The 22,717-nt window shown below is 33.9% G+C and carries 27 protein-coding genes; 26 read left to right on the forward strand and 1 reads right to left on the reverse strand.

Going from position 1 to position 22,717, the window contains the following annotated elements; all coding sequences use genetic code 11:
• Window positions 1-77: 77 nt before the first annotated feature.
• The 24 genes from SBL15_RS11615 (at window position 78) to fabZ (ending at window position 20,498) form a co-directional block, all read left to right on the forward strand.
• Window positions 78-1,505 (forward strand): aldehyde dehydrogenase family protein, encoded by a 1,428-nt coding sequence (locus tag SBL15_RS11615; protein ID WP_107611849.1) that lies wholly within the window; start codon window positions 78-80, stop codon window positions 1,503-1,505.
• 253 nt (window positions 1,506-1,758) lie between these two features.
• A complete protein-coding gene (rho, locus tag SBL15_RS11620) occupies window positions 1,759-3,075 on the forward strand; it encodes a transcription termination factor Rho (protein ID WP_107611850.1) in 1,317 nt (438 codons plus the stop codon).
• A gap of 119 nt (window positions 3,076-3,194) precedes the next feature.
• The gene (locus tag SBL15_RS11625) at window positions 3,195-3,452 is read left to right on the forward strand and encodes a type B 50S ribosomal protein L31 (protein ID WP_011275226.1); all 258 of its coding nucleotides are present in this window, start codon (window positions 3,195-3,197) and stop codon (window positions 3,450-3,452) included.
• Between the two features lie 150 nt (window positions 3,453-3,602).
• Window positions 3,603-4,202, forward strand: coding sequence for a thymidine kinase (locus tag SBL15_RS11630; RefSeq protein WP_011275227.1), 600 nt, complete (start codon window positions 3,603-3,605; stop codon window positions 4,200-4,202).
• Entirely contained in the window at window positions 4,202-5,278 is a 1,077-nt protein-coding gene (gene prfA / locus SBL15_RS11635) for a peptide chain release factor 1 (RefSeq protein ID WP_107611851.1), read from the forward strand. The genes SBL15_RS11630 and prfA overlap by 1 nt, the downstream gene beginning before the upstream one ends.
• On the forward strand, window positions 5,265-6,101 hold the full coding sequence (gene prmC, locus SBL15_RS11640; protein WP_107611852.1) for a peptide chain release factor N(5)-glutamine methyltransferase: 837 nt from the start codon (window positions 5,265-5,267) through the stop codon (window positions 6,099-6,101). Before prfA ends, prmC begins: the two co-directional genes overlap by 14 nt.
• Window positions 6,102-6,184: 83 nt before the next feature.
• On the forward strand, window positions 6,185-7,228 hold the full coding sequence (locus tag SBL15_RS11645) for an L-threonylcarbamoyladenylate synthase (RefSeq protein ID WP_107611853.1): 1,044 nt from the start codon (window positions 6,185-6,187) through the stop codon (window positions 7,226-7,228).
• Window positions 7,225-7,641: a low molecular weight protein arginine phosphatase gene (locus SBL15_RS11650; RefSeq protein ID WP_107611854.1), complete on the forward strand. Its 417-nt coding sequence runs from the start codon at window positions 7,225-7,227 to the stop codon at window positions 7,639-7,641. The genes SBL15_RS11645 and SBL15_RS11650 overlap by 4 nt, the downstream gene beginning before the upstream one ends.
• A gap of 110 nt (window positions 7,642-7,751) precedes the next feature.
• Window positions 7,752-8,276: a TIGR01440 family protein gene (locus SBL15_RS11655; protein WP_107611855.1), complete on the forward strand. Its 525-nt coding sequence runs from the start codon at window positions 7,752-7,754 to the stop codon at window positions 8,274-8,276.
• 26 nt (window positions 8,277-8,302) lie between these two features.
• A complete protein-coding gene (glyA, locus tag SBL15_RS11660; protein WP_016931218.1) occupies window positions 8,303-9,541 on the forward strand; it encodes a serine hydroxymethyltransferase in 1,239 nt (412 codons plus the stop codon).
• 26 nt (window positions 9,542-9,567) lie between these two features.
• Entirely contained in the window at window positions 9,568-10,197 is a 630-nt protein-coding gene (gene upp, locus SBL15_RS11665; RefSeq protein WP_011275234.1) for a uracil phosphoribosyltransferase, read from the forward strand.
• Window positions 10,198-10,215: 18 nt separating this feature from the next.
• Window positions 10,216-11,349 (forward strand): non-hydrolyzing UDP-N-acetylglucosamine 2-epimerase, encoded by a 1,134-nt coding sequence (wecB, locus tag SBL15_RS11670; protein ID WP_317956054.1) that lies wholly within the window; start codon window positions 10,216-10,218, stop codon window positions 11,347-11,349.
• A gap of 154 nt (window positions 11,350-11,503) precedes the next feature.
• Complete coding sequence (locus SBL15_RS11675) at window positions 11,504-11,854, forward strand: ATP synthase subunit I (protein WP_107611857.1); 351 nt, start codon at window positions 11,504-11,506, stop codon at window positions 11,852-11,854.
• Between the two features lie 27 nt (window positions 11,855-11,881).
• Window positions 11,882-12,607: a F0F1 ATP synthase subunit A gene (gene atpB, locus SBL15_RS11680; RefSeq protein WP_011275237.1), complete on the forward strand. Its 726-nt coding sequence runs from the start codon at window positions 11,882-11,884 to the stop codon at window positions 12,605-12,607.
• Between the two features lie 32 nt (window positions 12,608-12,639).
• Window positions 12,640-12,852: a F0F1 ATP synthase subunit C gene (gene atpE, locus SBL15_RS11685; protein ID WP_011275238.1), complete on the forward strand. Its 213-nt coding sequence runs from the start codon at window positions 12,640-12,642 to the stop codon at window positions 12,850-12,852.
• 85 nt (window positions 12,853-12,937) lie between these two features.
• The gene (locus SBL15_RS11690; RefSeq protein WP_016931216.1) at window positions 12,938-13,468 is read left to right on the forward strand and encodes a F0F1 ATP synthase subunit B; all 531 of its coding nucleotides are present in this window, start codon (window positions 12,938-12,940) and stop codon (window positions 13,466-13,468) included.
• Complete coding sequence (locus SBL15_RS11695; RefSeq protein ID WP_107611859.1) at window positions 13,468-14,007, forward strand: F0F1 ATP synthase subunit delta; 540 nt, start codon at window positions 13,468-13,470, stop codon at window positions 14,005-14,007. Before SBL15_RS11690 ends, SBL15_RS11695 begins: the two co-directional genes overlap by 1 nt.
• Before the next feature lie 20 nt (window positions 14,008-14,027).
• Window positions 14,028-15,536, forward strand: a complete 1,509-nt coding sequence (atpA, locus tag SBL15_RS11700) for a F0F1 ATP synthase subunit alpha (protein WP_107611860.1) — start codon at window positions 14,028-14,030, stop codon at window positions 15,534-15,536.
• Window positions 15,537-15,567: 31 nt separating this feature from the next.
• Window positions 15,568-16,434: an ATP synthase F1 subunit gamma gene (gene atpG, locus SBL15_RS11705; protein WP_317956056.1), complete on the forward strand. Its 867-nt coding sequence runs from the start codon at window positions 15,568-15,570 to the stop codon at window positions 16,432-16,434.
• A gap of 21 nt (window positions 16,435-16,455) precedes the next feature.
• A complete protein-coding gene (gene atpD / locus SBL15_RS11710; RefSeq protein ID WP_011275243.1) occupies window positions 16,456-17,868 on the forward strand; it encodes a F0F1 ATP synthase subunit beta in 1,413 nt (470 codons plus the stop codon).
• A 20-nt stretch (window positions 17,869-17,888) separates the two neighbouring features.
• Window positions 17,889-18,290: a F0F1 ATP synthase subunit epsilon gene (locus SBL15_RS11715; RefSeq protein ID WP_011275244.1), complete on the forward strand. Its 402-nt coding sequence runs from the start codon at window positions 17,889-17,891 to the stop codon at window positions 18,288-18,290.
• A gap of 127 nt (window positions 18,291-18,417) precedes the next feature.
• Window positions 18,418-18,651 carry a DUF1146 family protein gene (locus SBL15_RS11720; protein WP_011275245.1) on the forward strand — a complete coding sequence of 78 codons (234 nt, stop codon included), beginning with the start codon at window positions 18,418-18,420 and terminating at the stop codon, window positions 18,649-18,651.
• Between the two features lie 104 nt (window positions 18,652-18,755).
• Entirely contained in the window at window positions 18,756-20,021 is a 1,266-nt protein-coding gene (gene murA, locus SBL15_RS11725; RefSeq protein WP_016931214.1) for a UDP-N-acetylglucosamine 1-carboxyvinyltransferase, read from the forward strand.
• A gap of 39 nt (window positions 20,022-20,060) precedes the next feature.
• Window positions 20,061-20,498: a 3-hydroxyacyl-ACP dehydratase FabZ gene (gene fabZ, locus SBL15_RS11730; RefSeq protein WP_016931213.1), complete on the forward strand. Its 438-nt coding sequence runs from the start codon at window positions 20,061-20,063 to the stop codon at window positions 20,496-20,498.
• 50 nt (window positions 20,499-20,548) lie between these two features.
• On the opposite strand, the gene SBL15_RS11735 is transcribed toward fabZ, so the two are convergent.
• Complete coding sequence (locus tag SBL15_RS11735) at window positions 20,549-20,992, reverse strand: YwpF-like family protein (protein ID WP_317956059.1); 444 nt, start codon at window positions 20,990-20,992, stop codon at window positions 20,549-20,551.
• A 187-nt stretch (window positions 20,993-21,179) separates the two neighbouring features.
• Here SBL15_RS11735 and SBL15_RS11740 point away from each other — a divergent pair, with 187 nt between their 5' ends.
• Both SBL15_RS11740 and SBL15_RS11745 read left to right on the forward strand, forming a co-directional pair.
• Complete coding sequence (locus SBL15_RS11740; RefSeq protein WP_011275249.1) at window positions 21,180-21,578, forward strand: single-stranded DNA-binding protein; 399 nt, start codon at window positions 21,180-21,182, stop codon at window positions 21,576-21,578.
• A gap of 335 nt (window positions 21,579-21,913) precedes the next feature.
• On the forward strand, window positions 21,914-22,621 hold the full coding sequence (locus SBL15_RS11745; RefSeq protein ID WP_107611863.1) for a transglycosylase family protein: 708 nt from the start codon (window positions 21,914-21,916) through the stop codon (window positions 22,619-22,621).
• Window positions 22,622-22,717 lie beyond the last annotated feature (96 nt).

Here is a 22,717-nt window from a genome sequence, read left to right on the forward strand (position 1 = left end):
TACTAAGATGGTATGTTTAATTTTCGATGAAAAAAGGTACACAAATGATATAACGATTCTTAAGGAGTGAAGAATTGATGAGAAATTATACTCAACAATATATAAATGGCGAATGGATTGATAGCGATAGTAATAAAACGATTGAAGTAATCAATCCAGCAACTGAAGAAGTTATTGGTAAAGTAGCTAAAGGTAATGCTAATGATGTGGAAAAAGCAGTAGAAGCTGCAAATAACGTTTATTTAGAATTTCGTCATAGCTCAGTGAAAGAAAGAAAAGAACTATTAGATAAAATTGTAGAAGAATATAAAAATAGAAAACAAGATATTATAGAAGCTATAACGGATGAATTAGGTGCACCTTTAACATTATCTGAGAATGTCCACTACCAAATGGGACTAAATCATTTTGAAGAGGCAAGTAGAGCACTAGATTCATTCGAATTTGAAGAAAGACGTGGAGATGCATTAGTTACTAAAGAGGCAATTGGTGTTTCAGGTTTAGTAACACCTTGGAATTTCCCAACTAATCAAACTTCATTGAAATTGGCAGCCGCTTTTGCAGCAGGTAGTCCTGTAGTTCTAAAACCTTCTGAAGAAACACCATTTGCTGCAGTCATTTTAGCTGAAATATTCGATAAAGTAGGCGTACCAAAAGGTGTATTTAATCTTGTTAATGGTGACGGCGAAGGTGTAGGTAATCCACTAAGTGAACATCCAAAAGTTAGAATGATGTCATTTACTGGTTCAGGACGCACAGGTTCAAAAATAATGGAAAAAGCTTCTAAAGATTTCAAAAAAGTATCACTTGAATTAGGTGGTAAATCGCCTTATATCGTATTAGATGATGTTGATGTTAAAGAAGCAGCGAAAGCAACTACTGGCAAAGTAGTTAACAACACAGGTCAAGTATGTACTGCAGGTACTCGTATTTTAATTCCTGAAAGCAAAAAAGAAGACTTCTTAACTGCACTCAAAGAAGAATTTAGTAAAGTTAAAGTTGGAGATCCACGAGAAGAAGGTACTCAAGTTGGACCGATTATTAGTAAGAAACAATTTGATACAGTCCAATCATATATTGATAAAGGTATTGAAGAAGGTGCAGAGTTATTTTACGGTGGTCCTGGTAAACCTGAAGGATTAAATACTGGTTATTTCGCGAGACCAACTATTTTTATCAATGTAGACAATAACATGACAATTGCTCAAGAAGAAATCTTTGGACCAGTTGCTTCTGTAATCACATATAATAATTTAGATGAAGCAATCAAGATTGCTAATGATACTAAATATGGATTAGCAGGATATGTAATAGGTAAAGATAAAGAAACACTTCAAAAAGTAGCTCGTTCAATTGAAGCAGGTAGAATTGAAATCAATGAAGCTGGCAACCAACCAGATTTACCATTTGGTGGATATAAACAATCTGGAATTGGTCGTGAGTGGGGCGATTATGGTATAGAAGAATTCTTAGAAGTGAAATCAATTGCTGGTTATTTCAGTTAATTTATATATTATTTATATCAGTTCATGGAATATTTTTAGTTCCATGATCTGTTTTATTTTTGGAAATTTAATAAAATCGTTTTGTATTTAAATTGAAAATTTGCTATATTAATTCTAGTATTCAAGACTTTAAATATTATTTTATGAGATATCACAAATAGATTTAGTGAGTTCTTGAAATGAAACTATTTAAAATATCTCTTCTCTAATCAAATTGAAGTCTTTATAAATATATAAGAAATGGGTGCAATTTATGCCTGAAAAAGTACGTACATCTCCACAGTATGAGTCGTTTCATGAATTGTATAAAAATTACACAACGAAAGAATTAACACAAAAAGCAAAAACATTAAAACTTACTAATTATAGTAAATTGAATAAGAGTGAATTAGTTTTAGCTATCATGGAAGCCCAAATGGAAAAAGATGGTAACTATTACATGGAGGGTGTCTTAGATGATATCCAGCCTGATGGTTACGGGTTCCTAAGAACAGTCAACTATTCAAAAGGTGAAAAAGATATTTATATATCTGCAAGTCAAATACGACGTTTCGAAATTAAACGTGGTGATAAAGTAACCGGAAAAGTTCGTAAACCTAAAGATAATGAAAAATATTATGGTTTATTGCAAGTTGACTTTGTTAATGATGAGAATGCTGAAGTTGTAAAAAAACGCCCTCACTTTCAAGCTTTAACGCCTCTCTATCCTGAGGAAAGAATCGTTTTAGAAACAGATCCCCAAAATTATTCAACACGTATAATGGATTTAGTTACGCCTATTGGTCTAGGTCAACGTGGACTTATTGTTGCACCTCCTAAAGCGGGTAAAACGTCTTTATTAAAAGAAATTGCAAATGCGATTAGTAAAAATAAACCTAATGCAAAATTATTTATTTTATTAGTTGGGGAACGTCCGGAAGAAGTAACTGATATTGAAAGATCTGTTGAATCTGCTGAAGTAGTGCACTCGACTTTTGATGAGCCACCAGAACACCATGTTAAAGTAGCTGAATTATTACTAGAACGTGCTAAACGATTAGTTGAGATTGGTCAAGATGTTATTATTCTGATGGACTCAATTACTCGATTGGCAAGAGCGTATAACTTAGTTATACCGCCAAGTGGAAGAACATTATCAGGTGGTCTTGATCCTGCTTCATTACACAAACCTAAAGCATTCTTTGGTGCTGCACGTAACATTGAAGCAGGAGGAAGTTTAACGATATTAGCCACTGCATTAGTTGAAACTGGATCACGCATGGACGATATGATTTATGAAGAATTCAAAGGAACAGGAAATATGGAACTTCATCTTGATCGTAAATTATCTGAACGTCGAATTTTCCCTGCGATTGATATTGGAAGAAGTTCTACGCGTAAAGAAGAATTACTAATTAGTAAATCTGAACTTGATTCACTATGGCAGTTAAGAAACATGTTCACAGACTCCACAGATTTCACAGAAAGATTTATTAGAAAATTAAAACGCTCTAAAAGTAATAAAGAATTTTTCCAACAGTTGCAAAAGGCTGCTGAAGAAAGTACAAAAACAGGAAAACCGATTATTTAACGAATGTCAGTTTGAGGGTTGCGTTTTAATCTAATAACTATTATAATTACCAAGTATTGGGTAAAAAACTCACAAATAACTCTGTTCCAGATGGTTCAGGGCAAAGGAGCTGAAAATTAATGAGACAAGGAATCCATCCTGATTATCACAAAGTTATCTTTTTAGATACAACTACTAACTTTAAATTTTTAAGTGGTTCAACTAAAACATCTTCAGAAACAATGGAATGGGAAGATGGTAATGAATACCCAGTTATTCGTTTAGATGTATCTTCTGATTCACACCCATTCTACACAGGACGTCAAAAATTCGCTGCTGCGGATGGTCGTGTGGAACGTTTCAACAAAAAGTTTGGTCTCAAATCAAACAACAACTAATTATAAGTTTAAACTGTCTGCCTAATCTATTTTATATAGAAATGCGTAGACAGTTTTTTTAAATTTAAGTAGTATTTAAAGAGATATTTATAATACATAGAAATATGATATAATTAAGCGATTATGTTTTTGTAAAAGGTGGAACTTATAATGTATGAAACTTACCATTCCGGTTGGATTGAATGCATTACTGGAAGTATGTTTAGCGGTAAGTCAGAAGAACTAATTCGTAGACTAAGAAGAGGGATATACGCTAAACAAAAAGTAGTAGTGTTTAAACCAGCGATTGATGATCGTTATCATAAAGAAAAAGTTGTTTCTCATGACGGTAATGAATTAGAAGCAATTAATATTTCTACTTCAAGAGATATATTATTACAGGATTTGTCTCATGTTGATGTCATTGGTATTGATGAGATTCAATTTTTCGATAAAGAAATTGTAAATATAGTGGAAAAGCTTGCTGAAAATGGCCATCGAGTAGTGGTTGCAGGCTTAGATATGGATTTCAGAGGGGAACCATTCGAACCCATGCCACAAATCATGGCGGTAAGTGAACAAGTTACTAAATTACAGGCTGTATGTGCAGTATGTGGTTCATCATCAAGTAGAACACAACGCTTAATCGATGGACAGCCAGCTAAAGTAGATGATCCTATCATTTTAGTTGGGGCGAATGAAAGTTATGAACCGAGATGTCGTGCACATCATATCGTAGCACCAAGTACAAGTGACGAGGAGGAAATGTAGTGTTTGATCAATTAGATATCGTTGAAGAAAGATATGAACAACTCAATGAAATGTTAAGTGACCCTGAGATTGTTAATGATTCAGATAAGTTACGTAAATATTCAAAAGAACAAGCTGATTTACAAAAAACAGTTGATGTATATAGAGATTATAAAAGTAAAAAAGAAGAAATTGCTGAAATTGATGAAATGTTAAATGAAACAGAAGATAAAGAAGAAATTGAAATGTTGAAAGAGGAAAGTGCTAGTTTGAAAACTGCGATTCCTGAGTTGGAAGAACAACTTAAATTTTTATTAATTCCAAAAGACCCTAATGATGAGAAAGACGTTATCGTTGAAATCAGAGCAGCAGCAGGTGGAGATGAAGCGGCAATCTTCGCTGGCGATTTACTAAGAATGTATAGTAAGTATGCAGAATCTCAAAACTTTAAAACTGAAATTGTTGAAGCGGCTGAAAGTGACCATGGTGGTTATAAAGAAATTAGTTTCTCAGTTTCAGGTAGCGGTGCTTATAGTAAATTAAAATTTGAAAATGGTGCACACCGAGTTCAACGTGTACCTGAAACAGAATCAGGTGGACGAATTCATACTTCAACAGCGACAGTTGCTGTTCTTCCTGAAGTTGAAGATGTTGAGATTGAAATCCGTAATGAAGATTTGAAAATAGACACATATCGCTCAAGTGGTGCTGGTGGTCAGCACGTTAATACAACTGACTCAGCTGTTCGTATCACTCACTTACCTACTGGTGTTATTGCAACTTCTTCTGAAAAATCTCAAATTCAAAACCGTGAAAAAGCGTTGAAAGTTTTAAAAGCACGTTTATATGATATGAAATTACAGGAAGAACAACAAAAATATGCAGCACAACGTAAATCAGCAGTGGGTACAGGAGATAGATCTGAAAGAGTTAGAACATATAACTATCCTCAAAGCCGTGTAACTGACCATAGAATAGGATTAACTTTACAAAAGTTAGATCAAATTATGGAAGGTAAATTAGATGAAATTATTGATGCATTAACTTTATCTGAACAAACTGAGAAGTTGAAAGAACTAAACAATGGTGAACTTTAAAGAACAATTAGATTATGCGATTAAACAAGCTGTAGATAAGGGTTATGAACAATCGAGAGCAGAATGGTTGATGCTTGATTTATTTGGGTGGTCAAGAACTGATTATTTAATTCACATGTATGATGACATGTCAAAAGCAGAAGAAATCAAGTTTTCACTCGCGACTGAACGGATGCTTTTAGGTGAACCTATACAATATATTGTTGGTTTTCAATCTTTCTATGGCTATCAATTTCAAGTTAATGAACATTGTTTAATTCCACGTCCTGAAACGGAGGAAGTGATGTTGCATTTTCTTGAAAATTGTAAATCAAGTGCTACAATCGCTGATATTGGAACTGGCAGTGGTGTTTTAGCTGTTACTTTAAAAAAGTTGAATAAAGATTTCACTGTTTATGCAACAGACATTGTTCAAGAGACCTTAGAAGTTGCATCAGATAATGCACATTATCATGAGGCAGCTGTAACTTTTTTAAAAGGCAATGCATTGAAACCTTTCATACAAAATAATATAAAATTGGATGGTATTGTTTCTAATCCACCATATATCGATGTCGATGAGATGGAAATGATGGAGAACACAGTTGTTAAGTATGAACCTCATACAGCATTGTTTGCAGAGAATAAGGGTTTCGCTATTTATGAATTAATCCTTAATGATTTGCCTAAAGTTTTAAATAAAGATGCTTATGTCACCTTCGAAATTGGTTATAACCAAGGTGAAAGGTTAAAAAATATTATTTTAGAAAAGTATCCAAAACTTGATGTTAAAGTTATTAAAGATATAAACGGTAATGAAAGAATAGTGTCATTTAAATGGTAAAACTCAAAGTTACTTATCTGATAAAATTTAGATGAGTAACTTTTCATATATATGAATAAAACAATAATGAAGGAGTGAGCTTGATGAAAACTGAGATATGGGATATGCGTGATTATCAAGAATCGCCATTGGATTATCCAGAATTGGAAAATATAAAACAGGTATATAATGATGGTGGGTTAATTGCAATTCCAACAGAGACTGTTTACGGATTGGGTGCAGATGCTCGAAACCAACATGCAGTTTCAAATATATATCAAGCCAAAGGACGTCCTTCTGATAATCCATTAATTGTCCATATACATGATAAATCTCAGCTTGATCAAATTGTTTCTCATTTGCCTGAAGAAGCCAAATGTTTGATGGATGAATTTTGGCCTGGACCTATTTCATTTATTTTACCTTTAAGACAGGGTTATCTTTGTGAGAAAGTAACAGGTGGCTTACAATCAATTGCGGTAAGAATGCCAAGCCATCCAATAGGAAGAGCTATACTTCAATACATTGATATGCCTATCGCTGCCCCTAGTGCTAATGTAAGTGGGCGACCTTCTCCTACAACCTTTCAACACGTTTTTAATGATTTAAATGGCAAAATTGACGGTATAGTCAATGGTGATCAAAGTGAAGAAGGATTAGAAAGCACTGTGTTAGATTGTACACAGTTTCCTTTCAGAATAGCAAGACCAGGATCAATAACACAAGCAATGCTTAATGATGTTTTTCCAGGAAGTGTTGAGGATTATCATTATGACGTCAATAGCCAACCAATAGCACCTGGAATGAAGTATAAGCACTATGCCCCTGATACACCAGTAACGATGCTAACGCATCTTAGTAAACCTATTAAAACAATTAAAGAATGGAGTAATATAGCTTTTATTTTACCGGAAACTTTGAAGCAGTATGCTCCAAGTGATGCACTATTCATTAAACTTTGTAAAGATGAAAAAGATATAAGACAAGCTAATCATAACTTGTATCAAATACTTCATAGTATTGATGAAAATCCATCAATAGATCAAGCATATATTTATGCTTTTGATAAAACAGATGAATCTGAAGCAATAATGAATCGGATTATTAAAGCTACAGGTAATCACATTGTTCGAGGTGATAACTTATGAGAATAACATTTGTATGTACTGGAAACACTTGCCGAAGTCCAATAGCCGAAAGTATCGCGAAGAAAATGCTTGTAGATGACACAATTAATTCTAGAGGACTGTTCGCGATTGATGGTCAATCCGTATCACCAGAGTCATTAGAAGTCATTATGGAGCATAATTTGCCTGAACCTACTGTAGCTAAGCAATTTAGTGAGGAAGATTTGAATAGTGACTTAATTTTAACGATGACAGATATGCATAAACAACAACTGGTTTCTCATTATGGTGACAATGGTCGCATTTATCAACTCAGTGAATATGTTGGAGAAATAGGTGACATTGTTGATCCTTTTGGTGGTAGCATAGATACTTACCGTCAAACCTTTGAACAACTTCTGTATTTGATAGGTAAGTTACGTACAAATTCATAAGTCAAATATTATACAATTAGTATATGTTAAGCTTTAAATAAGTTATAATGAAGAAGTATAGCTAGTTTGCTATGCTTCTTTTTAATTATGTATTTAAGGTGGAGATTTCAATGCAAGAACTTAAAACTTTGCTTGATGAACTTAAATCGCAATCATTTTTCAATGAAAATGAAATTTGTGTGATAGGATGTTCGACTTCTGAAGTTATAGGACAGAAGATTGGTTCTGTAGGGTCAATGGAAGTTGCTGAAGCGATCTTTAATGCATTAGAAGAAGTGAAACAAGATACTGGTGTTTCTTTTGCATTCCAAGGTTGTGAACACATTAATAGGGCAGTCACAATTGAAAGTGAAGATTTCAACCCTCTAACTATGGAAGAAGTCACTGTTGTTCCCGATGTTCACGCAGGAGGTAGTCTTGCTACATATGCTTATAAGCATATGAATGACCCAATCGTAGTTGAACATATTTCTGTACCTAAAGGTATTGATATAGGTCAAACATTAATTGGAATGCATATTAAACACGTTTGTGTACCGGTTAGGACAAGTGTCAAACAGGTTGGTGAAGCAATTGTAACGATTGCAACCTCAAGACCTAAGAAAATCGGTGGTGAACGAGCTAAATACGAATAAGCTTGAAAGCGTAGGAGGGGATTTTTATGTCTTATATCCAAAATCAAGATAAAGCTGTCTATGAAGCGATTCAAAATGAATACAATAGACAAAATAACAACATTGAATTAATAGCATCTGAAAATTTTGTATCTGAAGCGGTAATGGAAGCACAAGGTTCTGTAATGACTAATAAATATGCTGAAGGCTATCCTGGTCGTCGTTATTATGGTGGTTGTGATTATGTAGATGTTACTGAAACAATTGCTATCGAACGAGCTAAAGCATTATTTGGTGCTGAACATGTAAATGTGCAACCACATTCAGGTTCTCAAGCAAACATGGCAGTTTATCTTGTCGCTCTTGAGATGGGTGATACTGTTTTAGGAATGAATTTAAGTCATGGTGGTCACTTAACACACGGGTCACCAGTTAATTTTAGTGGTAAATTCTATAACTTTGTTGACTATGGTGTAGATAAGGAAACTGAAAAAATTGACTATGAAGTGGTGCGTCAATTAGCACATGAACATAAACCTAAATTAATAGTTGCAGGTACATCAGCATATTCTAGACAACTGGATTTTAAAAAGTTTAAAGAAATCGCTGATGAAGTTGGTGCTAAATTAATGGTTGATATGGCCCATATCGCTGGTTTAGTAGCAGCAGGTTTACATCCAAATCCTGTTGAACATGCAGACTTTGTCACTACAACTACTCATAAAACATTACGTGGTCCACGTGGAGGCTTAATTCTTTGTAAAGAAGAGTATAAGAAAGATATAGATAAAACAATATTCCCTGGAATTCAAGGTGGCCCATTAGAGCATGTCATTGCAGCTAAAGCAGTTGCGTTTGGTGAAGCGCTTGAGCAAGATTTTAAAGTTTATCAAGAACAAGTAATTAAAAACGCTAAAGTACTTTCACAAACATTGCAAGAAGAAGGCTTTAGAATTGTTTCAGGAGGGACTGATAATCATTTACTTTCTGTAGATGTTAAAAATTCAGTTAATGTTACTGGTAAAGAAGCTGAAGCGACTTTAGATTCTATTGGAATAACATGTAATAAAAATACAATCCCATTTGATCAAGAAAAAGCTTTCGTAACAAGTGGTATACGTTTAGGTACACCTGCAGCGACTACGAGAGGCTTTGATGAGGAAGCGTTTAAAGAAGTAGGTCGTATTATTAGCTTAGCACTAAAAAATCCTAATAATGATACTAAATTAAAAGAAGCAAGAGAAAGAGTAAGTCGTTTAACTGCTAAATATCCGCTATATGAATAATTTATAAAATTTTGGAGGAAATATAAATGAGTAAAGTACATGTATTTGATCACCCACTAATTCAACACAAATTAAGTTACATCCGTGATATGAATACGGGAACTAAAGAATTTAGAGAACTTGTTGATGAAGTAGGCATGTTAATGGCGTATGAAGTTACTAGAGATTTAGAACTACAAGATGTAGAAATTAAAACGCCAGTAACAACAATGACTGCAAAAAGATTAGCTGGTAAAAAATTAGCTATCGTTCCAATTCTTAGAGCTGGTTTAGGTATGACAGATGGTGTGTTAAGTCTAGTACCAGCAGCTAGAGTAGGTCATATTGGTCTATATCGTGATCCTAACACATTAAAAGCAGTAGAATACTTTGCTAAACTTCCACAAGATATTGATGAGAGACAAATCATTGTTGTAGATCCAATGCTAGCAACTGGAGCATCAGCAATTGAAGCCATCAATTCATTAAAGAAACGCGGTGCAAAAAATATTAGATTTATGTGTTTAATTGCAGCACCAGAAGGTGTAGAAAAGATGCAAGAGGCGCATGATGATGTAGATATTTATATTGCAGCATTAGATGAAAAATTAAATGACAAAGCATACATTACGCCTGGTTTAGGTGATGCTGGGGACAGATTATTTGGTACAAAATAGTATTTAGGAGCTTAAAGTATGAAAAAAATTATGACAGTCTTTGGTACTAGACCAGAAGCAATTAAGATGGCACCTTTAGTAAAGGCACTCGAATATGATGCTGAGTTAGAACCAATGATTGTTGTAACTGCTCAGCATCGTGAGATGTTAGATTCAGTATTACATACTTTTAACATTAAGCCACATTATGATTTAAATATTATGAAGGAAGGTCAAACACTTTCCGACATTACCTCAAGAGCTATGACGAAACTTGAAGATGTTATAAAAAAAGAGAGACCAGATATGGTATTAGTTCATGGCGACACAACTACAACATTTTCTGGTGCTCTTGCTGCTTTTTATAATAAAGTTGCTATTGGTCATGTTGAAGCAGGTTTAAGAACGCGACATAAATATGCGCCATTTCCAGAAGAAGTGAATAGGCAAATGGTTAGCAATTTAGCCGATTTACATTTTGCACCTACTAAAGGGGCGGCTAATAATCTACTTCAAGAAAACAAGAGTCCTGATTCAATAATTATTACTGGAAATACTGCTATCGACACACTCCAACTAACAATACAAAAAGAATATACTTCAGATATTATAAGAAAACATCAAGGTAAACGTATTATATTATTAACTGTACATAGACGAGAAAATGTCGGACAGCCAATGATTGATATTTACAAAGCGATGCGCAAAATTGTGGATGAATATGAAGATATCGTTATTGTGTCTCCATTGCATTTAAATCCTAAAGTAAGAAAACTAGCTTACGAGTATTTAGGAGAAAATGAACGTATAGAATTAATTGAACCACTCGATGTTGTAGATTTTCATAACTTTGCAAATAAAGCATATTTAATTTTGACTGATTCAGGGGGGATTCAAGAAGAAGCCCCTTCATTAAATAAACCTGTTCTTGTTCTAAGAGATGTAACTGAAAGACCAGAAGGTGTAACAGCAGGTACTTTAAAGGTTGTAGGTACTGATTTTGATAATGTTTTTAAATCAACAACAGAAATCTTAGAAAATCAAATGATTTATGATCAAATGGCGCTAACTCAAAATCCTTATGGTGATGGAAATGCATCTTTGAGAATATGTGAGAGTATAAAATATTATTTCGGCTTAACTTCAAAAATGCCAAAGTCTTTCAATTCATAAAATAATCATAATTGTGAACATTTTGTGACAATTAAAGAGTTAATTTTTACAACAATTTGAATAGAATTGACACACTATTTACCCTATATTATTATTAAATTTGTATGAGTGGAACGGTTTACATGGTTGTCATAAGTTAATTTGGAGGAAAAAAATGAGGCGTTTCAGCATCATATTTAAACAATTCATTCAATATTATATTTATTTTCTAATTTTATTTGGTGTATTGTATATCATTATTCCAAAACCTTTTATTCTTGGATTGATAATCGGCACAGTTGGATCTTTAATAAATACCTATATTTTCGAATTATATTTATCTCGGGCAAAGCAACCAGATAACATACATATTTCTACGGGCAATACTTGGAGGTACTTAGTCGCTATCATTGCGTGCGTAATATGGTTTTTATTAAAAGATTATGTCAATATTATTGGAGTAATGATAGGTCTTATGTTTTCTTATGTTTTAATCATACTACGCCCTCTACTGCTAAAGAGTTAAAATTTTAAGAACGAAAGAGGTGAGTACATGGATCACAAAAACCCGCTCGTGAGTTGGAATGTGTTTGGTTTTGATCTCGTTTTCAATTTAGCAAGCATCATGATGTTAGTTATTACAGCAATCATTGTTTTTCTTATAGCTATTATTTGTACACGTAATTTAAAGAAAAGACCATCAGGTAAACAGAATTTTATCGAATGGATCTTTGACTTTGTGAGAAGCATCATTGAGAGTAATATGGCTTGGAAAAAAGGTGGTCAGTTTCACTTCTTAGCTGTAACATTGATATTATTTATCTTTGTTGCAAACATGTTAGGGTTACCATTTGCTATAGTGACTAAAGATCATTATCTATGGTGGAAATCACCAACAGCAGATGCAACAGTCACATTGACATTGTCAACTATGATGATATTACTTACACACTATTATGGTGTGAAAATGCGTGGTACTAAGGCATACATAGGTAATTACTTCAAACCATTCTGGCCTTTAGCAATTATCAATGTTTTTGAAGAATTCTCTTCAACACTAACACTTGGACTACGTTTATACGGTAATATTTTTGCCGGTGAATTATTACTTTCATTATTAGCCGGTTTAGTTGTAAGTAGTGCTTGGGGTTGGATTATAGGTATTCCAGGTTTAATCGTATGGCAAGGATTTTCAATCTTTGTTGGCTCAATCCAGGCATATATATTTATCATGCTTTCAATGGTTTACATGTCCCACAAAGTAGCGGACACACATTAACTTAAACAAACATTTTAGGAGGAATTATTAATATGGGTTTAATCGCAGCAGCAATTGCAATTGGTTTATCAGCACTAGGCGCAGGTATCGGTAACGGTCTTATCGTTTCAAGAACAGTAGAAGGTGTAGCTCGCCAACCAGAAGCACGTGGACAATTAATGAGTATCATGTTCATCGGTATTGGTTTAGTTGAGGCATTACCTATCATCGGTGTTGTAATCGCATTCATGACTCTTTTCCAATAAGAAAATTTCATGGCGAAGTCACTTGGATCTTCGCCGTTCGTTTTATTTAATGGCAAGTGGTGATTAATTATGAAAGGAGTGTCAAATGCCAGTGAATGCATTAACTAATTCATTCGTTCTAGGTGCAGCAGGTGGTGGTGTTGAATGGGGTACTGTAATTGTAACAGTTATCACATTTGCTATATTACTAGCACTACTTAAGAAATTTGCTTGGGGTCCATTAAAAGAAGTAATGGATAAACGTGAACGTGACATCAACAGAGACATTGATGAAGCCGAAGAAGCAAAATTAAATGCACAAAAACTTGAAGAAGAAAACAAAAAGACACTAAAACAAACTCAAGATGAAGTTCAACGTATTTTAGAAGATGCTAGAGTTCAAGCACGTAAACAACATGAAGAAATCATTCATGAAGCAAATATTCGTGCAAACGGTATGATTGAAACTGCTCAAAGTGAAATCAATAGCGAGAAAGAACGTGCATTAGCGGATATTAACAATCAAGTGTCTGAATTATCAGTATTGATTGCTTCTAAAGTACTTCAAAAAGAAATTTCAGAACAAGATCAAAAAGAACTTGTTGATAAGTATTTAAAAGAGGCAGGCGATAAATAATGACAAATGTAGCAAATAAATACGCTAAAGCATTATTTGACGTCGCTATTGATAAAGACAGATTAGATTTAATGTATGATGAATTGAGTGAAGTTAGTGAAGCTACAAGAAACTATGGTGAAGATTTAAGAGCAATTGACTCAAATCCAAACCAACCAGCTTCTGAAAGACGCAAATTTGTTGGTATCGTTTTTGGAGATGCTAATTATTACTTAAAAAATATGCTAATGATATTAGCTAATAATCGTCATTTAGTACTTATCAATTCAATTTTTAAAGAATTCAAAAGTTTATATAATGAATATCATAATGAAGATTCAGCAATTGTTGAATCAGTTTATCAATTAAGTGATGAAGAACTTGATCGCATTAAAGACTTAATTTTAAAACAAACTAATTTATCACAAGTACATATTACTACGAAAATAAATCCAGAATTAATTGGAGGATTTAGAGTTAAAGTTGGTACTACTGTGCTAGATGGCAGTGTTAAAAAAGATTTAGAACAAATCGAACGCAAATTTAGAAGAGTAAACTAAAATAAAGAGGAGTGACATAGATGGCCATAAAAGCTGAAGAAATCAGTGCATTACTTCGCTCACAAATTGAAAATTATGAGTCTGAAATGTCTGTAACTGATGTTGGTACGGTACTCCAAATTGGTGACGGTATCGCATTAATTCACGGATTAAATGACTGTATGGCTGGTGAGCTAGTAGAGTTCTCAAATGGTGTTCTTGGTTTAGCTCAAAACCTTGAAGAATCAAATGTGGGTGTAGTTATTTTAGGACCATATACTGAAATTACTGAAGGCGACGAAGTTAGACGTACTGGACGTATTATGGAAGTTCCAGTAGGGGAAGAACTTATTGGTCGTGTTGTTAACCCACTAGGTCAACCTATTGATGGACAAGGTCCTATCAATACAACTAAAACACGTCCTGTTGAACAAAAAGCTACAGGTGTAATGGCTCGTAAATCTGTTGACGAACCACTTCAAACTGGTATTAAAGCGATTGACGCACTAGTTCCAATTGGACGTGGTCAACGTGAGTTAATTATCGGAGATAGACAAACAGGTAAAACAACAATCGGTATTGATACAATCTTAAACCAAAAAGGTTTAGATACAATTTGTATTTACGTAGCAATTGGTCAAAAAGATTCAACTGTACGTGCAAATGTAGAAAAATTGCGTCAAGCTGGTGCATTAGATTACACAATTGTTGTTTCAGCTTCAGCATCTGAACCTTCACCATTACTTTACATTGCACCTTACTCAGGTGTAACTATGGGTGAAGAGTTTATGTTCAATGGTAAACATGTATTAATCGTTTACGATGATTTAACTAAACAAGCTGCTGCTTACCGTGAGTTATCATTATTATTACGTAGACCACCAGGTCGTGAAGCGTATCCAGGTGACGTATTCTACCTACATAGTAGATTATTAGAAAGAGCAGCTAAACTAAATGATGATTTAGGTGGCGGTTCAATTACTGCGTTACCAATCATTGAAACACAAGCAGGGGATATTTCTGCATACGTACCAACTAACGTAATTTCAATTACAGATGGACAAATTTTCTTACAATCTGATTTATTCTTCTCAGGTGTAAGACCAGCGATTAACGCAGGACAATCAGTTTCACGTGTAGGTGGATCTGCTCAAATTAAAGCGATGAAGAAAGTAGCAGGTACACTACGTTTAGACTTAGCTTCGTATAGAGAATTAGAATCATTTGCACAATTCGGTTCTGATTTAGATGAATTTACAGCTAGAAAACTTGAAAGAGGTAAACGTACGGTTGAAGTCTTGAAACAAGATCAAAACAAACCACTTCCTGTTGAAAATCAAGTTTTAATTATCTATGCATTAACAAAAGGTTACCTAGATGATATTCCTGTAGAAGACATCACACGTTTTGAAAATGAATTGAATAGTTGGACTAAATCAAATGGTTCAGACTTATTAAATGAAATTAGAGAAACTGGTGGCTTACCATCTGATGATAAATTTGAAGCAACTATTAATGAATTCAAGAAAAGCTTTAGCAAATCTGAATAATTAAACTTTAAATTGAAAGGGTGGTGAGATAATGGCTTCATTAAAAGAAATAGATGGTCGTATTAAATCGACGAAAAAAATGAAACAAATTACCAAAGCGATGAACATGGTATCAAGTTCAAAATTACGTCGAGCTGAAAAAAACACTAAACAATTTGAACCTTATATGGAGAAAATGCAAGATGCTATTACTGCAATTGCAGGTGCTAGTAAAAATTCTAGTCATCCTATGCTTAGACCTAGACAAGTTCAACATAGTGGCTACCTAGTTATTACAAGTGATAAAGGCTTAGCAGGTGCTTATAGTTCAAATGTACTAAAACGACTTATTAATGACATTAAAGAAAAGCATACTAGTAGTGACGAATATAGCATTATTGTATTGGGTCAATCTGGTGTTGATTTCCTTAAAAATAGAGGTTATGAAATTGAGAATTCGCTTGTTGATGTTCCTGATCAACCTTCATTTAAATCAATACAAGCAATTGCTAAACATGCGATTGACTTATTCAGTGAAGAACATATTGACGAATTAAAAATTTATTATAGTCACTATGTTAGTGTTCTTGAGAATAAACCAACAACTAAACAAGTTTTACCATTATCTCGTGAAGATTCTAGCCAAGGTCAAGGTCAAATGTCTTCGTATGAATTTGAGCCTGATAAAGAGTCTATCCTAAGTGTTATTCTTCCTCAATATGTTGAAAGTTTAATTTATGGAACGATTTTAGATGCTAAGGCTAGTGAACATGCAGCGAGAATGACTGCAATGAAAAATGCTTCTGATAATGCAACTGAACTTATTGATGACTTATCATTACAATATAATAGAGCTAGACAAGCTGAAATCACTCAACAAATCACTGAAATTGTTGGTGGTTCCGCAGCACTTGAATAATAATTTAAAGGAGGAAACAACATGAGTAATGGCCGTGTAACTCAGGTTATGGGTCCTGTTATTGACGTTCGTTTTGAACATAATGAAGTACCTGAAATTAATAACGCCTTAATCATCGAAGTTCCCAAAGAAGATGGTACTTTTGAATTAACGCTTGAAGTTGCATTACAACTAGGTGATGACGTTGTCCGTACAATTGCTATGGATTCAACAGATGGTGTTCAACGTGGTATGGAAGTTCAGAACACTGGAAAAGACATTTCAGTACCAGTTGGCGAAGTAACTTTAGGACGTGTATTTAACGTATTAGGTGACACAATTGATTTAGAAGATAAATTAGATGGTTCAGTAAGACGTGATCCAATTCATAGACAATCACCTAACTTTGACGAATTATCTACTGAAGTAGAAATTCTTGAAACTGGAATCAAAGTTGTAGACTTGTTAGCACCATACATCAAAGGTGGTAAAATCGGTCTGTTTGGTGGTGCCGGTGTTGGTAAAACCGTTTTAATCCAAGAATTGATTAATAATATCGCACAAGAACATGGTGGTATCTCAGTATTTGCTGGTGTAGGTGAACGTACACGTGAAGGTAACGACCTATATTATGAAATGAGAGATAGTGGTGTTATTAAGAAAACAGCAATGGTATTTGGTCAAATGAACGAGCCACCTGGTGCACGTATGCGTGTGGCACTTTCTGCATTGACAATGGCTGAGTATTTCCGTGATGAACAAGGACAAGACGTTCTGTTATTCATCGATAACATTTTCAGATTTACTCAAGCAGGTTCGGAAGTATCAGCATTATTAGGACGCATGCCTTCAGCTGTAGGTTATCAACCTACTTTAGCTACGGAAATGGGTCAATTACAAGAACGTATTACATCAACGAATAAAGGTTCAGTAACCTCAATTCAAGCTGTATTCGTACCAGCCGATGACTATACTGACCCAGCGCCAGCAACTGCATTTGCTCACTTAGATGCTACAACTAACTTAGAACGTAAATTAACTGAGATGGGTATCTATCCTGCCGTGGATCCTTTAGCATCTACATCAAGAGCATTAGAACCAGCAATTGTTGGTCAAGAGCATTATGAAGTGGCACGAGATGTCCAATCAACACTTCAAAAATATAGAGAATTACAAGATATCATTGCTATTTTAGGTATGGATGAGTTATCAGAAGAAGATAAATTGACTGTAGAACGTGCACGTCGAATTCAATTCTTCTTGTCACAAAACTTCCATGTAGCAGAACAATTCACTGGTCAAAAAGGTTCATACGTTCCTGTTAAAACTACAGTAGCTGATTTTAAAGACATTTTAGATGGTAAATATGACCATATTCCTGAAGATGCTTTCCGTTTAGTTGGAAGTATGGAAGATGTAATTGCCAAAGCAAAAGATATGGGTGTTGAAGTCTAAACAATTAGGAGGTATAGATAATGAGTACAGTTAATCTTGATATTGTCACTCCTAATGGTTCAGTCTACGAAAAAGATGACGTTGAATTAGTTGTTTTTCAAACTACAGCTGGTGAAATGGGTGTCATGAGTGGGCATATTCCGACAGTTGCCGCATTAAAAACAGGCCATGTAAAAGTGAATTTTAGAAATGGTACTGAATATATAGCTGTTAGTGGTGGCTTTGTTGAAATTAGACAACATAAAGTATCTGTCATTGTTCAAACAGCTGAAACTGCAAGTGAAATTGATGTAGAACGAGCTAAATTAGCTCGTCAAAGAGCACAATCTCATTTAGAAGATCAGGATAACAGTGATATAAACAGAGCTAAAAGAGCGTTGGCAAGAGCTGAAAACCGCTTACGCGTAGCAGAATTAAAATAATAAAAAAGGTTTGGAAACTAACTTTAGTTTTCAAACCTTTTTTATGTTGTATCATAGTCACGATTAGTATCATTCTGTGCTTATTTAATGTACAATATAGTACAGAAATCTAAAAGGAGAGAATGTCATGGATTATATTGGACAATTTGCAATAGTACACTTAATTTTACATGTTCTGTGTATTTGTATAGCTTATTGGGCATTAAACTCTCTTAAATTAGATCAATTTTTTAAAAAAGGCTATGCTACTCAAGTACAAGTTTGTCTAATGTTTTTAGCGGTATTATTGGGTACAGCTGTTAGTAATTTTTTAATTGATTTATTACAATTCTCAACACAAGTGAAATTTTTATTTCAATAATGAGGTTATTGTAAATTCTTTTTAAAAATGGATATAATAAATAAATAATTGATTGAAAATCGGGAAATGATGATAGTAATAGGAGTTTAAAGTGGAGGATTATTATGGATAAAATAGTTATAAAAGGTGGCAATCGCCTAACTGGAGAAGTTAAAGTTGAAGGAGCTAAAAATGCAGTTTTACCAGTACTAACTGCATCACTGTTAGCATCAGAAGGTCAAAGTAAACTTGTTAACGTTCCAGATCTAAGTGATGTTGTAACAATAAATAATGTGTTATCAACATTAAACGCTAATGTGGAGTATAACAAAGAAGAAGGTGCTGTATTAGTTGATGCATCTACAACATTAAAAGAAGAGGCACCTTATGAATATGTTAGTAAGATGCGTGCGAGCATATTGGTTATGGGTCCTTTACTAGCTCGATTAGGACATGCCATTGTCGCATTACCAGGTGGTTGTGCAATTGGTGCACGACCAATAGAGCAACATATTAAAGGTTTTGAAGCTCTAGGTGCTGAAATTCACCTTGAAAATGGAAATATTTATGCAAGTACAAAAGATGGTTTAAAAGGTACAGATATTCATTTGGATTTCCCTAGTGTAGGTGCAACTCAAAACATTATTATGGCTGCTTCACTTGCAAAGGGTAAAACAGTAATTGAAAATGTTGCTAAAGAACCTGAAATTGTTGATTTAGCAAACTATATCAATGAAATGGGTGGTAAAGTTACCGGAGCTGGTACTGATACTATTACAATTCATGGTGTCGAAAAATTAAGAGGTGTTGAACATTCAATTATTCCAGATAGAATTGAAGCAGGTACCCTTATCATAGCTGCTGCAATTACACGTGGCGATGTATTTGTTAGAGACGCTGTGAAGGAACACATGACTAGTTTAATTTATAAACTAGAAGAAATGGGTGTTAATTTAGATTTCCAAGAAGATGGTGTAAGAGTCACTGCTGAGGATGAACTTAAACCAGTTGACGTTAAAACATTGCCACACCCTGGATTCCCAACAGATATGCAATCACAAATGATGGCGTTATTATTAACAGCTGAAGGTCATAAAGTGATAACTGAAACAGTCTTCGAAAATAGATTTATGCACGTTGCCGAATTCAGACGTATGAATGCAAATATTACTGTAGAAGGCAGAAGCGCTAAAATACAAGGTAAGAGTCAATTACAAGGTGCTCAAGTTAAAGCAACGGATTTACGTGCAGCTGCGGCATTAATATTAGCTGGTTTAGTAGCTGAAGGTACAACCCAGGTTACTGAATTGAAACATTTAGACCGTGGTTACGTTAATTTCCATGAGAAATTAAAATCATTGGGCGCCAACATTGAAAGAGTAAATGATTAATAAGATAATTATCGTATAAACTTCTGGAGGACTTACATTATGGAAACAATTTTCGATTATAATCAAATTAAACAAATCATTCCACATAGACAACCGTTTTTACTAATTGACCGTGTAGTTGAATATGAAGAAGGCAAAAGATGTGTGGGCTTAAAACAAGTATCTGGTAATGAGCCATTTTTCCAAGGACACTTTCCAGATTATGCTGTAATGCCTGGCGTACTAATTACTGAAGCATTAGCTCAAACAGGGGCTGTTGCTATGCTTAACAGTGAAGAGAATAAAGGTAAAATTGCTTTATTTGCAGGTATTGATAAATGTAGATTTAAAAAGCAAGTAACTCCTGGTGATACTTTAATGTTAGAAGTAGAAATTACTAAAATTAAAGGTCCGATTGGAAAAGGTACAGCTAAAGCAACTGTTGATGGACAATTAGCTTGCAGTTGTGAACTAACTTTCGCAATTCAAGATGCCTAAATAATAAAAAAATTGCCTCCTAACTTAATAAAGTGTTAGGAGGCAATTTTTTATTCTCTCTCAAATTTTTCTTCTTTAAGTTTTGGTTTTGATTGCATCATTCGATTGAATGTTAATTTTAACTCTTCACCAGAAAGACCTTCATCAATTAACTGTTCTAATAAACTCTCTGCATATACTTGACGTAAAGTATAAATATGACAGTCAAATACTATTGACATTGTTGTTTCGAATTCAGAAATGCTTTTAATTGTGGCATCAAATAAAGCGGGATCATTTGAAGGACGCGTTATCACGACTCTAATGTCCAATAAAGTTTGATCATCATAATATTTTTTCATTGTCTCATAATGTGCATTTGAAATGACAACCTCTAAGAGCCAACCTGTGCCACTATTTTCTTTATTAATGATTACACCATCTTCTAACTCGAATTCAGTTATTCCACCATTCTCGTTTACGATTTGAAAACGTACAGCTTTAAATGTCTTCACTTCATCACATCCCCAAAAAATTTAAAATTATGCAAAAAATGAAATTATTAATAATCTAATATGAGTTTTACAATTATTTTCTTTAAATATATCAAACTTTGTGTATTAAGAGGAATAAAAATATTAAAAATAGAATTTTGACGCCTAAATTATAAATGAATAATATAGTTATAGAAGGAGGTGACACATGCTAAATAAAATTGTGATAGTAGGTCGATTGACCAAAAAGGCACAAATATTTGAAAACGAGGAGGTGAAGATAGCTACGTTCTGTGTTGCAACTGAACGTAATTATAAAGATGAAAATAATGAAATAGCTTGTGATTATATTTTTTGTAAGGCATTTGGTAAAACAGCAACAAATATAGAATCATATACAGACCAAGGCACTTTAGTTGGTATTACAGGACAAATGAGATCTCGTAAATACGATAAAGATGGCCAAACGCACTTTGTGACTGAATTATATGTTGAAACAATTAAATTTATGTCCCCTAAATCTAAAAACGATAATATTCTTCCTAACACCTCATATGATGAAGACGCTTATTCCTTTGATCACCTTGAAGTGATTGATGTTAACTAATGTTCTAATAGCTCCATCCCTATTTACTATAAAAACTTCTTTTAATTATACTCATGGCCTCTCTTATATAAAGAATTTATAAGGGAGGCTATTAAATTATCCATTTAATTATCTGAAAGATTTCATAAATATTACAAAGATAAGATGTTTATATACCTATTCAAAACTGTCATGATAGTTTGCAATTGAAATAATTATGGTTTTACTAATGTAATTTCTATGTAAAAAAGTCCTGTCTTTTTTTATTTCACTGTAACCTACTATGATTTTATGGATGTTAAAGTGTTACTTGTAAAATTAATTAAGACACAAACATTCTTAGGAGGATATATATTATGAAAAAGACAATTATTGCTTCATCATTAGCAGTAGGTTTAGGAGTAGTTGCTGGCAACGCTGGACACGCAGATGCGAGCGAAGCTCAAGTAAATAAAGCAGAATTAGCTCAATTAGCTCAATCAAATGATCAATCATTAAATGATAGCCCTATCCAAGAGGGTGCTTACAATGTAACTTTTGATTATGAAGGTTTCACTTACCATTTTGAATCAGATGGTACTAATTGGAGTTGGAACTATGCACAATCAGGTCAAGCTTCTCAACAACAAGATGTAAGTGCACAAGCTTCAACTGTTTCTAATCAAACTTCAGCTGAACAAGTTGGTTCACAACAACAATCTAGTCAAGCTCAACCAACTCAAACTCAACAAGCACCTCAAACTGAACAAACACAACAACCACAAACTGAAGCTACAACTTCTAACTCAAGTTCTTCAAATAACAATACTTCAAGTGGTTCTTCTGTAAATGTTAACAGTCATTTACAACAAATTGCACAACGTGAATCTGGTGGCGACATTACTGCTATCAACCCAAGTTCAGGTGCAGCAGGTAAATATCAATTCCTACAATCTACTTGGGATTCAGTAGCTCCTGATGAATATAAAGGTGTTTCACCAGCACAAGCTCCTGAAGACGTACAAGATGCTGCAGCAGTTAAATTATATAACACTGCAGGCGCTTCACAATGGGTAACTGCATAATATAGTAATTTAATCATTTTAAAGTAAGAGTGGAACAGTGAATTTTGTTCCACTCTTTTTTGTTTTGTTTGATAAAACGCAGTCATTTTGATATTG

Source organism: Staphylococcus sp. NWU MKU2, from assembly GCF_033283605.1.
In the GTDB taxonomy this organism is placed as follows: domain Bacteria; phylum Bacillota; class Bacilli; order Staphylococcales; family Staphylococcaceae; genus Staphylococcus; species Staphylococcus haemolyticus.

Bases quoted from the DNA above. Each gene is read 5' to 3' on its own strand.
- rho (WP_107611850.1), top strand. From the start codon at position 1,759: ATGCCTGAAAAAGTACGTACATCTCCACAGTATGAGTCGTTTCATGAA.
- SBL15_RS11690 (WP_016931216.1), top strand. From the start codon at position 12,938: ATGCCAGTGAATGCATTAACTAATTCATTCGTTCTAGGTGCAGCAGGT.
- SBL15_RS11695 (WP_107611859.1), top strand. From the start codon at position 13,468: ATGACAAATGTAGCAAATAAATACGCTAAAGCATTATTTGACGTCGCT.
- SBL15_RS11675 (WP_107611857.1), top strand. From the start codon at position 11,504: ATGAGGCGTTTCAGCATCATATTTAAACAATTCATTCAATATTATATT.
- prmC (WP_107611852.1), top strand. From the start codon at position 5,265: ATGGTGAACTTTAAAGAACAATTAGATTATGCGATTAAACAAGCTGTA.
- fabZ (WP_016931213.1), top strand. From the start codon at position 20,061: ATGGAAACAATTTTCGATTATAATCAAATTAAACAAATCATTCCACAT.
- SBL15_RS11645 (WP_107611853.1), top strand. From the start codon at position 6,185: ATGAAAACTGAGATATGGGATATGCGTGATTATCAAGAATCGCCATTG.
- murA (WP_016931214.1), top strand. From the start codon at position 18,756: ATGGATAAAATAGTTATAAAAGGTGGCAATCGCCTAACTGGAGAAGTT.
- atpG (WP_317956056.1), top strand. From the start codon at position 15,568: ATGGCTTCATTAAAAGAAATAGATGGTCGTATTAAATCGACGAAAAAA.
- wecB (WP_317956054.1), top strand. From the start codon at position 10,216: ATGAAAAAAATTATGACAGTCTTTGGTACTAGACCAGAAGCAATTAAG.
- upp (WP_011275234.1), top strand. From the start codon at position 9,568: ATGAGTAAAGTACATGTATTTGATCACCCACTAATTCAACACAAATTA.
- SBL15_RS11630 (WP_011275227.1), top strand. From the start codon at position 3,603: ATGTATGAAACTTACCATTCCGGTTGGATTGAATGCATTACTGGAAGT.
- atpA (WP_107611860.1), top strand. From the start codon at position 14,028: ATGGCCATAAAAGCTGAAGAAATCAGTGCATTACTTCGCTCACAAATT.
- SBL15_RS11650 (WP_107611854.1), top strand. From the start codon at position 7,225: ATGAGAATAACATTTGTATGTACTGGAAACACTTGCCGAAGTCCAATA.
- SBL15_RS11745 (WP_107611863.1), top strand. From the start codon at position 21,914: ATGAAAAAGACAATTATTGCTTCATCATTAGCAGTAGGTTTAGGAGTA.
- atpE (WP_011275238.1), top strand. From the start codon at position 12,640: ATGGGTTTAATCGCAGCAGCAATTGCAATTGGTTTATCAGCACTAGGC.
- atpB (WP_011275237.1), top strand. From the start codon at position 11,882: ATGGATCACAAAAACCCGCTCGTGAGTTGGAATGTGTTTGGTTTTGAT.
- glyA (WP_016931218.1), top strand. From the start codon at position 8,303: ATGTCTTATATCCAAAATCAAGATAAAGCTGTCTATGAAGCGATTCAA.
- SBL15_RS11740 (WP_011275249.1), top strand. From the start codon at position 21,180: ATGCTAAATAAAATTGTGATAGTAGGTCGATTGACCAAAAAGGCACAA.
- SBL15_RS11720 (WP_011275245.1), top strand. From the start codon at position 18,418: ATGGATTATATTGGACAATTTGCAATAGTACACTTAATTTTACATGTT.
- SBL15_RS11615 (WP_107611849.1), top strand. From the start codon at position 78: ATGAGAAATTATACTCAACAATATATAAATGGCGAATGGATTGATAGC.
- SBL15_RS11625 (WP_011275226.1), top strand. From the start codon at position 3,195: ATGAGACAAGGAATCCATCCTGATTATCACAAAGTTATCTTTTTAGAT.
- SBL15_RS11655 (WP_107611855.1), top strand. From the start codon at position 7,752: ATGCAAGAACTTAAAACTTTGCTTGATGAACTTAAATCGCAATCATTT.
- SBL15_RS11715 (WP_011275244.1), top strand. From the start codon at position 17,889: ATGAGTACAGTTAATCTTGATATTGTCACTCCTAATGGTTCAGTCTAC.
- atpD (WP_011275243.1), top strand. From the start codon at position 16,456: ATGAGTAATGGCCGTGTAACTCAGGTTATGGGTCCTGTTATTGACGTT.